13 protein-coding genes, 1 pseudogene and 1 riboswitch are annotated in these 15,984 nt (G+C 64.7%); of the genes and pseudogenes, 9 read left to right on the top strand and 5 right to left on the bottom strand.

Annotation, left to right across the window (positions count from 1 at the left end):
* Window positions 1-137 precede the first annotated feature (137 nt).
* Entirely contained in the window at window positions 138-3,713 is a 3,576-nt protein-coding gene (locus WJW29_RS11070; protein WP_011408232.1) for a hybrid sensor histidine kinase/response regulator, read from the bottom strand.
* A gap of 96 nt (window positions 3,714-3,809) precedes the next feature.
* Here WJW29_RS11070 and WJW29_RS11065 point away from each other — a divergent pair, with 96 nt between their 5' ends.
* From WJW29_RS11065 to WJW29_RS11050, 4 genes are all read left to right on the top strand, one after another.
* Entirely contained in the window at window positions 3,810-4,472 is a 663-nt protein-coding gene (locus tag WJW29_RS11065; protein ID WP_011258575.1) for a YceI family protein, read from the top strand.
* On the top strand, window positions 4,469-5,032 hold the full coding sequence (locus WJW29_RS11060) for a cytochrome b (protein ID WP_011258574.1): 564 nt from the start codon (window positions 4,469-4,471) through the stop codon (window positions 5,030-5,032). The genes WJW29_RS11065 and WJW29_RS11060 overlap by 4 nt, the downstream gene beginning before the upstream one ends.
* Before the next feature lie 9 nt (window positions 5,033-5,041).
* Complete coding sequence (locus WJW29_RS11055; RefSeq protein WP_011258573.1) at window positions 5,042-5,611, top strand: YceI family protein; 570 nt, start codon at window positions 5,042-5,044, stop codon at window positions 5,609-5,611.
* Window positions 5,612-6,052: 441 nt separating this feature from the next.
* A complete protein-coding gene (locus tag WJW29_RS11050; RefSeq protein ID WP_228329744.1) occupies window positions 6,053-6,325 on the top strand; it encodes an excalibur calcium-binding domain-containing protein in 273 nt (90 codons plus the stop codon).
* A gap of 85 nt (window positions 6,326-6,410) precedes the next feature.
* On the opposite strand, the gene WJW29_RS11045 is transcribed toward WJW29_RS11050, so the two are convergent.
* Window positions 6,411-6,644 carry a glutaredoxin family protein gene (locus tag WJW29_RS11045; protein ID WP_011408231.1) on the bottom strand — a complete coding sequence of 78 codons (234 nt, stop codon included), beginning with the start codon at window positions 6,642-6,644 and terminating at the stop codon, window positions 6,411-6,413.
* Window positions 6,645-6,731: 87 nt separating this feature from the next.
* Between WJW29_RS11045 and WJW29_RS11040 the strand changes: the two genes are divergently transcribed.
* On the top strand, window positions 6,732-8,114 hold the full coding sequence (locus WJW29_RS11040; RefSeq protein WP_011258570.1) for an L-serine ammonia-lyase: 1,383 nt from the start codon (window positions 6,732-6,734) through the stop codon (window positions 8,112-8,114).
* Between the two features lie 673 nt (window positions 8,115-8,787).
* Here WJW29_RS11040 and WJW29_RS11035 read toward each other — a convergent pair.
* The 3 genes and pseudogenes from WJW29_RS11035 to WJW29_RS11025 form a co-directional block, all read right to left on the bottom strand.
* Window positions 8,788-9,883: pseudogene (locus WJW29_RS11035) on the bottom strand (homoserine dehydrogenase).
* On the bottom strand, window positions 9,880-11,097 hold the full coding sequence (locus WJW29_RS11030; protein ID WP_011258568.1) for an O-succinylhomoserine (thiol)-lyase: 1,218 nt from the start codon (window positions 11,095-11,097) through the stop codon (window positions 9,880-9,882). The pseudogene WJW29_RS11035 and the gene WJW29_RS11030 overlap by 4 nt, the downstream one beginning before the upstream one ends.
* On the bottom strand, window positions 11,094-12,125 hold the full coding sequence (locus WJW29_RS11025) for a homoserine O-succinyltransferase (RefSeq protein ID WP_027703328.1): 1,032 nt from the start codon (window positions 12,123-12,125) through the stop codon (window positions 11,094-11,096). Before WJW29_RS11025 ends, WJW29_RS11030 begins: the two co-directional genes overlap by 4 nt.
* A gap of 70 nt (window positions 12,126-12,195) precedes the next feature.
* Window positions 12,196-12,315: riboswitch (SAM riboswitch) on the bottom strand.
* Between the two features lie 128 nt (window positions 12,316-12,443).
* On the opposite strand from WJW29_RS11025, the gene WJW29_RS11020 reads away from it, so the two are divergent.
* The 4 genes from WJW29_RS11020 (at window position 12,444) to WJW29_RS11005 (ending at window position 15,981) form a co-directional block, all read left to right on the top strand.
* Entirely contained in the window at window positions 12,444-13,343 is a 900-nt protein-coding gene (locus WJW29_RS11020; RefSeq protein ID WP_049756331.1) for a M23 family metallopeptidase, read from the top strand.
* A gap of 132 nt (window positions 13,344-13,475) precedes the next feature.
* Window positions 13,476-15,080, top strand: coding sequence for a peptide chain release factor 3 (locus tag WJW29_RS11015; RefSeq protein ID WP_011258565.1), 1,605 nt, complete (start codon window positions 13,476-13,478; stop codon window positions 15,078-15,080).
* Window positions 15,081-15,155: 75 nt separating this feature from the next.
* Window positions 15,156-15,800 carry a hemolysin III family protein gene (locus WJW29_RS11010; RefSeq protein ID WP_011258564.1) on the top strand — a complete coding sequence of 215 codons (645 nt, stop codon included), beginning with the start codon at window positions 15,156-15,158 and terminating at the stop codon, window positions 15,798-15,800.
* Window positions 15,801-15,858: 58 nt separating this feature from the next.
* Window positions 15,859-15,981, top strand: coding sequence for a hypothetical protein (locus tag WJW29_RS11005; RefSeq protein WP_012445281.1), 123 nt, complete (start codon window positions 15,859-15,861; stop codon window positions 15,979-15,981).
* Window positions 15,982-15,984 lie beyond the last annotated feature (3 nt).

The raw sequence follows: 15,984 nt of genomic DNA, 5'->3' as shown, positions 1-15,984 counted from the left end.
CCGAACTATGCCGCAACTGCATGCGCGCGTGCCACAGGTTGCGTTGGCGGCCCCGCTTCTTTTCCTGTCTTCCCTACCGGGCAGAAAGTACCAGCGCATGGCGCCTGGTGCGCAGTTGCATCGTCTTTCATGTCGGCCTACGCGCCGCTGGCCTTACCGTCGTTCTCTCCATCATCGACGTCGGTAAGCACCCGCGCCAAGGCCTGCGCCAGCAAATCGCCAGTGACCGGCTTGCGCAGAAAACCGTTGCAACCCGCAGCCATCGCCTGTGGTTCGGCATCGGCATCGGCACGCGCAGTCACCGCCACGATCGGGAAGCGCACACCGCGCGCGCGTAGCTGCGCCACCAGTGCTACGCCGTCGAGACCGGGCAGATCCAGGTCGCACAAACCTGCATCGAAACGGCGCGTACTGACTTCGGCCAGCGCCGCAAGACCGTGCACTACATGGGTGACGTGATGCCCCCGCGTTTGCAGCAGGCCAACGATCACCTGTGCCACGGTCGCATCGTCTTCCACCAGCAACAATCGCAACGGCGCCTGCTCGTGCAGCGGGCGCGCGCGCACTGCAGATGGCGTGACAGCGGGGAACGTGGACACCCAGCGCAGCGGCAGCTCGACCACGAAACACGCGCCCTGCCCCAACTCACTGCTAACCGTCACCGAGCCGCCCATCGCCGCCGCAAGTTCGCGGCAGATGGCCAGCCCAAGGCCACTGCCGCCGTGTCGCGCAAGCGTAAGCGCGCCTTCGGCCTGCTCGAAACGCTGGAACAGCCGCCCGCGCTGCTCGGCGCTCATGCCCGGCCCGGTGTCGCGCACTTCCACACGAATGCCCTGCTGGGTGTGCTGCGGCAGTGCCGCAATGCGTAGGTGCACGCTCCCGCGCTCGGTGAACTTGACCGCGTTGAACAGCAGATTCAGCAGGATCTGCTGTACGCGGCTGGCATCGCCACGCAAGGCCGGCGGCAATGCATCGTCGAGCGCGCAGTGGAAGGCCAGCTGCTTCTGCTCGGCACTCGGGCGCACCAGTTCCGCCACTTGCCCGACTAACTGACGCAGGTCGAAATCGCGGTAATCCAGTGGCAGTTTGCCGGCTTCGATCCGGGCCAAATCCAGCGCATCGTTGACCAGACGCAGCAGATGCTTACCGGCCAGCTGGATCGCGCTCGCATAGCCTTGCTGACGCCCGTCCAACGGTGTCTGCAGCAGCAACTCGCTCATGCCCAATACACCGGTCATGGGCGTGCGTACCTCGTGGCCCAACGTTGCCAAAAAGCGCGTCTTGGCCAGCGACGCCTGCTCGGCCAACTCGCGTTTGTGTTGCGCCAGCTGCCATTGCGCGCGCATGCGAATACGCCGGCGATAAGCCGCAGCCAGTAAGGCGCTCAACAGCAATCCCGAAAAGCAGATCAGCGCAATACCGATATCGCTACGCCACCAAGGCGGCCTGACTGAAAACTGCAGCGAACGTACCTGCGAGCGATTTCCCAGCGGATCGATGCCCTGCAGCGCGAGCTCATAGTTGCCAGAAGGCAGGCTGGCGAATTCGCGGATGCCCGAGTTGCCTGTGGTTTGCCAGTCCGTGTCGAAGCCTTTCAGGAAGCTGCGATACCGATTGGAGAGCGGGTCGCTGTACGACAACAAGCGGCTGACGACCTGCAACTGACGATCCTCCGGGCCCAGCTGGAACGGGCGATCCATCGGCAGGGCGATACGTGCGCCATTGCGCAGCACGCTGACATGTTCCAGCTGCAATGCCGGGACGAACGCTGCAACATCCGGCATTGCGGTATCCAGCAGCACGGTAGAGCCATCGCTGGTTGCGCCGATCAAGGTATCGCCGGACATCAACAGGCAATGCTGGATGAACTCCTGACTGGTCAAGCCGTCGCGCGTGCCGATATTGCGGACCCGCGCCGGATGCGCCGAGGGGTCAATCCGCCACAGCCCGCGCAAACTGGAAATCCAGACACGGCCATGGGGGTCGATCTGCATGGCAGAGGCATCGAAGCCGCTCAGCCCATCCGCCTCGCCGACCTGGCGCACCCGCTTCCAGCGGTCTGCAACCTTTTGCCATTGCTCTGCACCGGAGGCCCGATACACCCAGACTGTCTCCGCAGACGGGCTGGCAAATGCCTGGATTTGCGCTCCTGCCATACCTGGCACCGGCACGAAGCGGCCTGACGCATCGTCCCACGCGAACATGCCGCCCTCGCCGGCCACCCATACGCGTCCGTCGGGGCCTTGCTCCAGCTGTTGAATATCGATCGCGCGCAGGCCATGCAGGTCTTGCTGGGTAATGCGCTGCAAGACCTTGCCAGTGCGCAGATCGCGCTGCTGCACCATGTCGATGAAGGCCATCCACACGGTGTCGCCATGCTCGGTGATCCATTCCGGCGCCGACAAGGCCGAGGCCGGCTCGGGCCCATCGGATGGCCAATGAATGAACTCACCGGTGCGCAGATCCATCCGCGACAGGCCAAAACTCAAATTTCCCAGCCACACGCGTTGCAGGCCATCTTCCAGCGCAGAGACCAACTCCATTCCTTTGAGCTGCGGCGATTGCAGGCCTGTCTGAAACGCTTCGCCGGTGCTCGGATCCACGCGTAACAGACGCCCCTGCGCATCGACCTGCCATAAGCCCCCTGAGCGCTTGGCAGGCGCCAGGTTGCAATAAATCGCATCGCCCATCGGCGCCGCGGGCTTGAGCACGGCGGTGCGTTTCCAGTCTGCCGGCAGATATCCCAGCCCGGTGCCATGCATGGGCACCCACAGCCCGCCATCAGCCGCGGCCATCAAACCGATGACGTTGCGGCGCGATAAGGGCCCCTCGCCGCTCAAAGCGGGCACCGGTGGACGTTCACCGCGCGTACGCCACAGACCACGTCCGCTGCCCAGCCAGAATTCGCCATCCGGCGCAGCCACCGCCCCCCAAAATTCATTCCCGTTGCCGAACATCGTCGCCCAGGCAAACGGCTGCCAGCGACCGTCTGCCCGCAGCACGTGCAATCCCGATTCGCTTCCCAGCCATAAACGGTCGCCGGTCCACTGCAAACCGAAGATGGCCGACTGCCGGTTTGGTTCGTCCGGTATGTATTCGCGGTGCAGTCGCTTGCCGTCGTAATAGGCCAGGCCATTGCTGGTACCGATCCACAGGCGGTGCCGATCATCCACCGCCAGGTTCATGACCATGGCCTGATCCAGCGCGCCTTCGAGCTCGCCCAGATCCACCGACGACATCCGTCCGCTGGCATCGATGCGCACAAGCGCACCGGTGGTGGTGCCGGCCCAGATGGCGCCATCGAACGTGGCGATGCTGAAGATCTCGCCGTTCTTCAGCAATGGGTAGTCGATAGCGCGATAGTGACGAAAGCGACTGCGGCCGGCATCCAAGACACTCAACGTCCTGCCGCACCCCACCCAGACCCGGTCCTGCGCATCGACATGCAATGCCTGCACCCCGTTGCAGGGCAACGATGCAGGGTCGGCCGGATCGTGACGCCAGGTCCTGAATCCTGCGCCGTCGTACCGCACCAGACCGTCCAGCGTTCCAAGCCATAGATAGCCGGCGCGGTCCTGGCCGATGGCAACCACCATCGTCGAAGGCAATCCCTCGCTGGGTCCGACGATCCGAAAGCGCGGCACTTCCGGAATCTTTGCCACGCACGGCGATATGGCCAACAGCACAGCCAACACCACGATCAGTAAGCGCATGTGGGAATCCGTTCCACGTCCAGCCAGCATGCTCGCAACGGAACGTTGCGAGCGCAAGCCGAACGCGCGTTGCCGGGATGTGTCTAGAATCCGCCTATGACGCCCCTCGCCCGCCTGTTGCTCCTTCCCGCTCTGGCCTTGACCAGCCTGGTCGCTACCGCCGCACCGGAACGCTACGCGCTAGATCCGGTCCACACACGGGTGCTGTTCGCGGTGGAACATGCCGGCTTTTCCAAGGCATTGGGCACTGTTTCCGGAACGAGCGGCACGCTGATCTTCGACCCGGACGACTGGGCCGCCGCCCGGCTGGACGTCACCGTGCCGCTGCACCGCGCCGACCTGGGCGATGCCAAGTGGAACGAGGCCACCCTGGCACGCAACCTACTCGACGCCGAGCGCTTTCCCGACGCACATTTCGTCTCCACGCGCGTGGAGGCCAGCGGCGAAAACCACGCCAAGGTCACCGGCAATCTGACCCTGCACGGGGTCACCCGCCCGGTCACCCTGGACGTCACCCTCAACGCGCTTAAACGCCATCCGCTCCCGCCGTTCCGCCGCACCGCCGGCTTCTCGGCCACCGCCACGCTGCGCCGTTCGGAGTTCGGGATCGATGCGTGGAAATCGGTGATCGGCGACAGCGTGGAGTTGCGCATCGAGGCCGAAGCCGTGCGCCAAGGCCGCGCAGACGACGAAACACCCGAGCCGCAAGCCGCGCCCACGACGCCGGACACAGCCGCCAGCAAGGAGTCGGGAACATGAGCCTGAAAAACCTCGAACGCTGGGGCAGCGTGAGCCAGATCCTGCACTGGTTGATCGCACTGCTGATCCTGGTCCTGGGCATCGTCGGCCTGACCATGGGCGAGCTGCCCAAGACGCCGAAATATTTCTGGGTCTACACCGCGCACAAGTCAGTGGGGCTGACCGTCCTGGCATTGGTGATCATGCGGCTGGGTTGGCGCATTTACGCGGGCACACCGCCGCCGGTCGCCGGCACGCCGCGCTGGCAAGAACGTATCGCCGGGCTCACCCACTGGCTGCTATACGGCATGATTTTCGCCATGCCGCTGTCGGGCTGGTTATACGACTCCACCAGCGGCCTGCGGCCGTTCCGTTGGTTCGGCCTGTTCAATGTGCCCAAGCTCAGCCCGTCGGACGAACACCTGCGCGCCACCGCGCACACCATCCACGAGTGGGGCTTCTGGCTGCTGATTGCCGTGGTGCTGGCACATGCCGGCGCCGCGTTCTACCACCACCTGTTCCAGCGTGATGCCACCCTGGCGCGGATGTTGCCGCGCGGCTGGCTCTCTCCCAAACCATAAGGATTTCCCATGTCGTCCAAATTGTTTGTTTCTCCGATGCTGGTCGCGGCCTCGCTGGTTGCCACGTTCGCCGCCGCGCCGGTAATCGCCGCCGATTACGTGCAGGCGCCGGGATCGAGCCTGGTGTTCGCCAGCAAGTACGACGGCGAAGTGTTCACCGGCAAGTTCCCCGGCTTCGACACCACGCTGAGTTTCGATCCGGCCAACCTGGCCGGCGCCAAGCTCGACGTGCGCATTCCGCTAGCCAGCGCGGTCAGTGGCAACAACGATCGCGATTCCACCTTGCAGGGCCCGGATTTCTTGAACGTCGCCAAGTTCGCCACTGCGCGCTACCGCGCCGCCCAGTTCCGTGCCCTGGGCGGTCACCAATACGCCGCCGATGGCATCCTGGAACTGCGCGGTGTCAGCAAGCCGGTCACGCTGACCTTCACCTGGACACCTGGCGCGCAGCCGGTGCTGGCGGGCAAGGCCGTGGTCAAACGACTGGACTTCGGCGTGGGCGGCGGCGACTGGGCAGACACCAAGACCATTCCCAACGAAACCGCGATCAGCACCAAGGTCGTGTTGAAGGCGAAGTAACGCCATAGGCCGCAACCGGACGCAGCCACTGAGCGGCGGACTACCTCGTCGGGTCCGCCGCTTTTTTGTGCCCGCATGCCGAATGACACCCCGCGACAGCTGGACTCTCGGCTCATTTCAGGGACGCTGCCGATGCGCGCACACGGAACCTTGACCCGCTGGAATACCGATCGCGGGTTCGGCTTCAATTACCCCCGCGCAGCCCGGGGATGATCTGTTCGTGCATCTCTCCGCATTCCCGCGCGGCTTCGAAGCCCCGCGCATCGGCAGGGTGCTCTCTTTTGAGAGCGAGCCCGACACAGACGATACGGCCGCACCTGTGCGGTGCGCATCGTGCGCGCGGGAACACCTGCATCCAGGCATACCAACGCGACGCGAAGCAGTACCGCGCGCGAAGAAGTAGGCAGGGGGCGGATCGGGCTGACCAAGGTCGTGCTCGTGATGGCCGTACTCGGTGCAGGCGCCTTTGCATTTCAACAGCGCGCCACACTGAGCGCAGTACGCAAGCCTGCACCTGCAGCGGAGCCGGTCGTCTCGCCCGCCCGTTCAGCAGCTGCACCTGCCGCCGCCAGCCAGTTCAGTTGTGGTGGGCGCACACGCTGTCCACAACTGAGCTCCTGCGCCAACGCCCAGTACGTGCTGCAGCATCGTCCAGGCACGCAGATGGATGGCGACCACGACGGCGTGCCTTGCAAGGATCAGTGGTGCCGATGAGGTCACCATCCCAGAGTGGCTCGCGGGCATTGCGTGTGTTTCGTTTGCACTGATGCCTGCAGCGCGGATGCAATGAAGCAGGGCTTCAGCTGCCAATGTCATCCAGCCACGCACGCAGGCCGACGCGATCGAACGGCCACTCCAGCTCGCGCCCGCCGGCATCACGCAGCACCGGCACGCGCGCACCGTAAGCGGACTCCAGCGCCGCATCGTCGTCGATAAACACGCTGTCGAAATCGCCCGCGCGCGCCTGCGCCAGCACCTCCATGGCCTGGTCGCACAGATGGCAATCGTCGCGCTGGAACAGGGTCAGGGGCATCCGCTGAGCTCTCATGCTGCGCTGCAGCCGTGCCGCAGTCGCCGTACGACTAGAATAGCCGCCTTGACGCTCACCTCTCCGGCACGCATGGCTGTCAGCACGTTCGACCTGTTCAAGATCGGTATCGGTCCGAGTTCCTCACACACCGTGGGGCCGATGCGCGCCGCCGAGCGCTTCGTGCATCGCTGGCTGCTCGATGCCGGGCGCCTGCAGGACGTGATGCGCCTGCGCGCCGAAGTGTTCGGCTCGCTGGCCCTGACCGGCCGCGGCCATGGCACCGACAAGGCGGTGCTGCTGGGGCTGGAAGGCCACCGCCCGAACCTGATCGACCCGGACATCATCCCGGCCGTGCTGGAGCGCATCCGCACCAGCAAGCGCATCAGCTTGATGGGCCAGCACGAGATCAGCTTCGAGGAAAAGCGCGACTTGCCGATGAACAAGCGGCAGAAGCTGCCTTACCACACCAACGGCATGCGCTTCACCGCTTACGACGCCGATGAAGGCGTGATCGCCACACGCGATTACTACTCGGTGGGCGGCGGTTTCGTGGTCAACCAGGACGATGCTGCCGACGATCGCATCGTGGCCGACGAAACGCCGCTGCCCTACCCGTTCCTCAGCGGCGACGAACTGCTGGCGCAATGCGCGCGCAGCGGATTGAGCATTGCCGTACTGATGTTCGAAAACGAAAAAAGTTGGCGCAGCGAAGACGAGATCCGTGCGGGCCTGCGCGAGGTATGGAAGGCAATGCAGTCCTGCGTGGAGCGCGGCATCCGCCAAGAAGGCACCCTGCCTGGCGGCCTGAATGTCTCGCGGCGCGCACCGGCGCTGTACCGCGAGCTGTCCTCCAAGCCGGAAGCGGCCATGCGCGACCCGTTGACGACGCTGGACTGGGTCAACCTGTACGCACTCGCAGTCAATGAAGAAAACGCCGCCGGCGGCCGTGTCGTCACCGCCCCGACCAATGGTGCGGCCGGCATCATCCCGGCGGTGCTGCATTATTTCGATCGATTCTGTGCGGGCGCCTCCGAGCAACGCATCTTCGACTTCCTGCTGACTGCTGCTGCGATCGGCATCCTGTACAAGGAAAACGCCTCGATTTCCGGCGCCGAGGTCGGCTGCCAGGGTGAGGTGGGCGTGGCCTGTTCGATGGCAGCTGGCGGCCTGGTTGCTGCGCTTGGCGGCAACCCGGGGCAGATCGAAAACGCGGCGGAAATCGGCATGGAACATAATCTGGGTCTGACCTGCGACCCGATTGGCGGCCTGGTGCAAATCCCATGCATCGAACGCAACGCGATGGGCGCAGTGAAAGCCATCAACGCCAGCCGCATGGCCATGCGTGGCGACGGCAAGCACAAGGTCTCGCTGGACAAGGTCATCAAGACCATGCGCGATACCGGCCGCGACATGCAGGACAAGTACAAGGAAACCAGCCGCGGCGGCCTGGCGGTGAATGTCATCGAATGCTGAGCAGCAGCGCCGCGATCTGGTGAGTGCATAGCGCCCCCCCATGCAGCGCACATCCGGTTCCGGCATGCGCGCGACTGGCGACTTCATGAAAGAACGGAGCCGGCAAGGCAGCCTTAGGCAAACGGCGGTCGATCATGGCTTCCAACACCGGCAGTGGTTGATGCAAGCCATCGGTTCCGGAGAGGCCTCAGCATTGCCACGGGTTCATACGCCGCTTGCGTTAAACATGGGCTAAAAAGGCGGCAGCCTGCCTGCAGGCCCTGGAGCGTTAGGCGCGAGTGCGCGCACACAGGTGCATGAGGCCCGCTTGCCGCATGCGCAGGTGTCCAAAGCCCCGCCGGGCCAATCCAGGCAACCGATTGCATAATGCATGGGCCGCAACCTCAAGACAGCAGGGTTGCGGTTCCACGCTGATGTACTCGGCCGCAGTCACGTCAGGCGCCAAGCAACAGCGCACAGATCGAACGAGCATGTCTTCTGCCGCTATCAAACCAGCAGCACGACATCCAGACTGCCGAGCCCAGGGCTTCCAGGACCACCCACTGGCCGTCAGCGTCAGTGGCAATGCGCATTCATCCAGTACCATCGCGCAGCAATACGAGCGTCCATAAGTCGCCTGCCCAAGCGACGAGCGCGGCTGTCTGAAACGCTCAAGCGCTCATCGTTCAGCGCATCACCCGGCCACGATCCGCAACACATCGTCCAGCAGCGCCGCTGCAGTCACTTCGGCACCGGCGCCCGGCCCCTGGATCAATAACGGCTGCGCACGATAGCGGTCGCTGCTGATCGCAACCCGATTGTCGGTACCAGCACCGCCGGCCAAGGGATGATCCGGCGCCAACTCGCGCAAGCCGACGCTCGCCCCATGTGCGTCCACACGTCCAACGAACCGCAGGCAACGCCCTGCCGCGCGCGCCTGTTGCCAACGCGCACCCACCACTGCATCCAGCGCGCGCAAATGCGCATCCAACTCGGCAAGCGGCAGCTTGGCGACAACGGCCGGCACGAGCGATTCCACATGCACCTGCGCAGCTTCCAGCTGCCAACCTGCGGCACGCGCCAGGATCAGCAGCTTGCGCCGTACATCTTCGCCCGACAAATCGATGCGCGGATCCGGCTCGGTATAACCAGCCGCTATTGCTTCGCGCACGCAATCGGAAAACGCACCACTGCCGTCGTAGCGATGAAACAGCCACGCCAACGATCCGGACAACACGCCTTTGATCGAATGAATGTGATCGCCGCCGGCGACCAACGCACGCACGCTGCTCAACACCGGCAACCCAGCGCCCACGGTGGCGCTGTCGCCGTAATGCGCGCCGCTGGCATGACACGCAGCACGCAGCATGCAGCGCCTGCGCACGCGACAACGCGGTGCCCTGGCCCAGTTTGTTGGCGGTGACCACATGCACACCGCGCAGCAACCATTGGACATGCCAATCGGCGACAACATCGCTGGCGGTGGCGTCTACCAACACATCGCCGGCACGTAGCGCAGTGGTTTCAGCCCACGGCTGCAAGACCGTCTGCCCACGCGGCGCGGCATTGGCCTGTTGCAGCGCCTGCTCGGCACTCACGCCGCAATCGTGCGCAATGCGCGAATTGGCCAGCCAATCGAAGCGGGGCAAGCGCAACTGACGCTCCTGCAACGCGGTGTAGCGCGTGACAAAAGCACGGCCCACGGTGCCGGTGCCCAGCAAGGCCAGCCGCGGCGTCGGCGTCACCGCAGCGACTGGCGCGCGGCGCGAAGCAGGCAGCACCGTGCTCACGCGTCGACTTTTTTACGGTTGGTGGTGGTCAAGGTGGCTTCTGCGCGGGACAGGCCGGCACGCAGATCGATCAGCAGATCTTCGGCCGACTCGATCCCGATCGACAGCCGCAGCAGACCATCGGAAATGCCGGCTGCCGCACGCGCTTCGGCAGTCATCGCCGCATGCGTCATCGAAGCCGGATGGGCAATCAGGCTTTCCACCCCGCCCAGCGATTCGGCCAGGGTGAAGTAGCGCAGGCCATCGACGAACGCGCGCACTGCCGCTTCGCCGCCTTCCAGCTCGAAGCTCATCATCGCGCCGAAGCCCTTCTGCTGGCGCGCAGCCAGCGCATGACCCGGGTGCGTCGCCAGACCGGGGAAATACACCTGATTCACCATCGCATGCCCATCCAGCAACTCGGCGATCGCATCGGCATTTTCCTGATGCACGCGCAGGCGTGCGTCCAGCGTGCGCAGCCCACGCAAGGTGAGGAAGGCATCGAACGGCGAGCCGGTCAGGCCCAGCGCATTGGCCCACCACACCAGTTGCTGATGCAGCTCCGCATCGCGCGCTACCACCGCACCGCCCACCACATCGCTATGGCCATTGATGTACTTGGTGGTGGAATGCAGCACCAGATCGGCGCCGAAATCCAACGGCTTCTGCAGCGCGGGCGACAGGAAGGTGTTGTCCACCACCGTCAATGCACCGACCTTCTTCGCAGCTTCGATGACGAAGCGCAGATCGGTGATGCGCAGCAGCGGGTTGGACGGGGTTTCGATCAGCACCAGCTTGGGCGACTGCGCCAAGGCATCGGCCAGCGAACGCGGGTCGGTGAGATCGGCGGTGATCAGCGCAAAGTGGCCTTTCTTGGCCAGCGCATTGAACAGACGCCAGCTGCCGCCGTACGCATCGTGCGGCACCACCAGCGTATCGCCCGGCTGCAGCACCGCGTTGAGCACCAGATTGATCGCGCCCATGCCGGTGGAGGTAATCACACCACCTGCGCCGCCTTCCAGTTCGGCCAGCGCTTCGCCAAGCAGGTCGCGGGTGGGGTTGCCGCTGCGGGTGTAGTCGTACTGGCGCTTGTTGCCGAAACCATCGAACGAAAAATTCGATGACAGCACGATGGGCGGGGTCACCGCGCCGTAGGCGGTATCGCGGTCGATACCGGCACGCACGGCGGCAGTGGCAGCAGTACAGGGGGTGTGGGTGGGGTCACGAAAGCTCATGCGGTTTCTCCGGTGCTGCGAAGGGCGGTAGTGATGATTGCGTCGATACGATCGATTTCTTTGAGGAAGGCGTCGTGGCCATAAGGCGAGCGCAACACGCGCAGGCTGCCGCGCAGGCCCAGGCCTTCGACCAGGCTGACCATGTCGGCCAGCGGCACCAGGCGGTCGCCCTCCACCGCCACCACGACGGTGGGCACGCGCACGCGCGCGGGGTCGATACGGTGCAGGTCGATGGATTCGGACAGACGCAAATAGGCATTCACCGGCGTGCGTGCCACGTACTGCGCGCCGGCGGCGTCCAGATAGTCTTCGGCGGCCACACGCACGCGGCCATTGATCACTTCCGGCGGCGCATCGAAGCGCTCGCTGAATTCTTCCGGCGTGCGGTAGCTGAGCATGGCGAACTGACGGGCCAGCGCCAGACCGTGCTGTTCTGCGCACTGCAGCTGGCCCAGCGCCACCGCGCGGCGCTGCAATGCACGCCAGGCCGCGGCATATGGGTGCGCACGATGCGCACCACTTACCGCAACCAAGGTCCCGACGCGGGCCGCATGACGAATGGCGAACTGCAGGCCAACCAGCGCACCGTAGGAATAGCCGACAAAACCGTGCAAACGTCCGATGCCCAACGCGTCCAGCAACGCAGCGATCGCATCGGCCTGATCGGCGGTATCGATCGGCGCATCCAGGCTGCCATCGGCGCCGAGAAAGTCGAACGCAAGCAGACGCCGCGATGCCGGATCCAGCGCGCGGCCACTGCCCACCAGCCCATCCACCCAGCCCTTCTCAGGGAACAGGTTGCTGGCGGCCAAATGGCGGTGCGCAGAGATGCCGCCGGCCACGAACACCACCGGCGCATTGGCCGCGCCGATCAGTTCATAGCGCAGCCGCAGCTCGCGCATGCCGGCATGGCGCATCGGCAGAGCAATGACGCGTTCGCCGCGCACGGCAGTGATGTCGTCATCGATGACGGTGGGGGTGTCAATGGGATCGTTGATAGACGGCGATGCTGTATTCACGAGGCTCATGGCGGTATCCAGGGTGGATCGGCCATCGAGCTTCGCGGAGCTCGCGTTCGACGCGCACAAGGCACGAGTCGAACCATCTTTCGGCGGACGCGGGGTCCCCGCAGGATTTGGCACCAAACGCGGACGCTTGCGCGCTCCGCTGGCTGCCCCGGCATCAAAGGGCCTGTCCCTCCGCCGGTCTCGATGGTGAGGCTAAGATGCCAGCGGATTTTCGCGATGTCAATCTTTTCATGCGGATGGAAAGATATATTTTCATCCGATACCACTCCCGCCCGTGATGGGCCGCATACTTGCGCCCCTTTTGCTCGAATCGATGGCGTGCCTCACTTCGTGCTCCGCACTCCCCTGTCGGCCTTGATCGTGGCGCTCGTTTTGCTACTAGGCTGCGCACGCCCGGTAGACGCACAGCAGCTTTGGCATTGGCCCGGCGTTGCCGCAACCCAGTCACCTGCCTCGCAATCCGCGCCGACCGCCATCGGCACCGGCGCTGCACTGCAACTGGAATGGCAGGCCCCGGTCTACCTGGCCTGGGTCACCAATCCATTGGCCGGGCCCGCGCAACTGCGCCTGAGCGCACCACCCAGCGAGGATTACCGCGCCGTGCCGCAATTGCCGCTGACGCTTGCGATGGCCCCAAACGAGCGCCGCCTGGTAACCCGGCTGTATCTAGCCAGCAGCCTGCGCCCCCTGGGCGGGCTCGGGCTCACGCTCGACGTGGTGCCGGGCGACCCGCGGGCTACTCCGCAGCCCGTGCCCTATCAGCTGCCGTTCCGCGGCGTACCGGTGCAGGTCGCGCAGGGCTTTGGCGGACACTTCAGCCATGCCGATGCGCCCAACTGGTACGCGGTGGACTTCGCCATGCCGCAGGGCACGCCGGTCCTGGCAGCGCGCGACGGTGTGGTCATGCAGGTACAGCGCGATGTCGTCGACAACAGCCCGAACGACCCCGCAGCCGGCGGCGGCAACCTGGTGCGCGTGCTGCACGCCGACGGCAGCATGGCCCTTTACGCCCACCTGGCGCCCGACGGCGTAGCCGTGCGCCTGGGCCAGGCCGTGCGCACCGGCGAGCGGCTGGGCAGTTCCGGCAATACCGGCTTCAGCCGTGCGCCGCATCTGCATTTCGCGATCCAGCGCAATGCCGACATGCAACTGGTCTCGCTGCCGTTCCGCATGCTCGGCCCACAGGGCGAGCTGCAGTTTCCCTCGCCAGCCCCCTGAGGCAGGCCCAGGCCACGGCCCACCGCCGGAATCGCGGATGCCAGCACTGCCGCAAAGGCGTGCCGCAGCCAAGCGGCTATAATCATCGGCTTCCTTAGTTTCCGCAGGCGTCCGACCGGGCGCGCCCCGCCCATGTCCGATGTCTCCAACGAAGCCGCGCGCCGCCGCACCTTCGCCATCATTTCCCACCCCGACGCCGGCAAGACCACGCTGACCGAAAAGCTGTTGCTGTTCGGCGGCGCGATCCAGATGGCCGGCTCGGTGAAGGGCCGCAAGGCCGCCCGCCATGCCACCTCGGACTGGATGGCGCTGGAAAAGGAGCGCGGCATCTCGGTGACCTCCTCGGTGATGCAGTTCCCGTACGAGGGCAAGATCGTCAACCTGCTCGACACCCCCGGCCACGCCGACTTCGGCGAGGACACCTACCGCGTGCTCACCGCGGTGGACTCGGCGCTGATGGTGATCGACGTGGCCAAGGGCGTGGAAGAACGCACCATCAAGCTGATGGAAGTCTGCCGGCTGCGCGACACCCCCATCATGACCTTCATCAACAAGCTCGATCGCGAGGGCAAGAACCCGATCGATCTGCTGGATGAAGTGGAAACCGTGCTCGGCATCCAATGCGCGCCGGTCACCTGGCCGATCGGCATGGGCCAGCGCCTCAAGGGCGTGGTGCACCTGATTTCCGGCGAAGTGCATCTGTACGAACAGGGGCGCAATTTCACCCGTCAGGATTCCACCATCTTCCCGTCGCTGGATGCGCCCGGCCTGGCCGAAAAGATCGGCGAGCAGATGCTGACCGAGCTGCGCGACGAGCTGGAACTGGTGCAAGGCGCGAGCAACCCGTTCGATCTGGATGCGTATCGCGCCGGTCAACAGACCCCGGTGTTCTTCGGTTCGGGCGTCAACAATTTCGGCGTGCAACCACTGCTGGATTTCTTCATCGAACACGCACCGCCGCCGCAAACGCGCGAGACCACTGGCCGTCGCGTGGCGCCGAGCGAAACCAAACTGAGCGGCTTCGTGTTCAAGATCCAGGCCAACATGGACCCGCAGCATCGCGACCGCGTGGCGTTCATGCGCGTGTGCTCCGGCAAGTTCACAGCCGGCATGAAGACGCTGCATGTGCGCAGCGGCAAGGACGTCAAGCTGGCCAATGCGTTGACCTTCATGGCCTCCGATCGCGAGATCGCCGCCGAAGCCTGGCCGGGCGATGTCATCGGCATCCACAACCATGGCACCATCTCCATCGGCGACACGTTCACCGAAGGCGAATCGCTGTCGTTCACCGGCATTCCCAACTTCGCGCCGGAGCTGTTCCGCCGCGCGCGCCTGCGCGACCCGCTCAAGCTCAAGCAATTGCAGAAGGGCCTGGCGCAGCTGTCCGAAGAAGGTGCCACGCAGTTCTTCCGCCCGTTGATGAGCAACGATCTGATCCTGGGCGCGGTCGGCGTGCTGCAGTTCGACGTCGTCGCGTATCGGCTCAAGGACGAATACGGCGTGGACGCGATCTTCGAGCCGGTGAGCGTCACCACGGCGCGCTGGGTGCACTGCGACAACGTCAAGAAGCTGGACGAATTCCGCGAGAAAAATGCCGGCAATCTGGGCATCGACGCCGCCGGCCAGCTGGTCTACCTGGCACCGACCCGGGTCAACCTGCAGCTGGCCCAGGAACGCGCGCCGGATGTGCGTTTCTCGGCCACCCGCGAACACGTCCATGCCAAGGCGATCGATTGACCTGCGCGTGACCTGCAGCAAGCGTGCGCCACAGCCGGCGATGCGAATTGCTCGCAGTTACGGTACCTTTTTGAAATGAACGCAGACGCCTCCCCCTCGACCGACCTGCGCGACGAAATTGCCAGTGCCGTGACCCACGGCCTGGGCGCCATTGCCGCATTGGCTGGCGGTTCGGTGCTGATCACGCTGGCCGCCATCCATGGCGATGGCTGGCAATTGGCCACCGCCATCGTGTTCAGTGCCACGCTGGTACTGCTTTACGTCGCCTCCACGCTGTTCCATGCCATTGCGCATCCAGGCGCCAAGGCGCGTCTGCAGGTGCTCGATCACTGCGCAATCTATCTATTGATCGCCGGCACCTATACCCCGTTCACGCTGATCAACCTGCGTGGCCCCTGGGGCTGGGGATTGTTTGCGGCCGTCTGGACGATCGCCGCCGCCGGAGTGATCTTCAAGATGTTTTTTACCGGTCGCTTTCGCTTGCTGTCGACGGTGCTGTATTTGGCAATGGGCTGGCTGATCATCGTGGCGATCCAGCCGTTGCTGCGCTCCGTCGATACCTGGTCGCTGTACTGGCTGTTGGCAGGCGGTCTTTTCTACACGCTGGGCACGTATTTCTATCAACGCGACAACCAGCGTTATTTCCACGCGATCTGGCACCTGTTCGTGCTCGCCGGTAGCACTTGCCACTTCGTTGCCGTCATCGCGCAGGTGATGTGATCTGCGATCATCGGCGCGTTCGCGCGTCGTGCACGAACCATCGCCAACCATTGCGCACGTGAACAACGTGACCGCCCCCGCTGCTGCTTCGCCCTCCCGCAGCCCGCATCGTCGACGCTGGTGGATCGGGCTCGGCATCTTCGCGGTGCTGCCAGCGGTCTTCGTGCTGCTGTTCGACTGAAAT

Source organism: Xanthomonas sp. JL1 (assembly GCF_038405005.1).
Note: the sequence above shows the minus strand (reverse complement) of the source record. Positions and strands in the feature narration are given on the sequence as shown.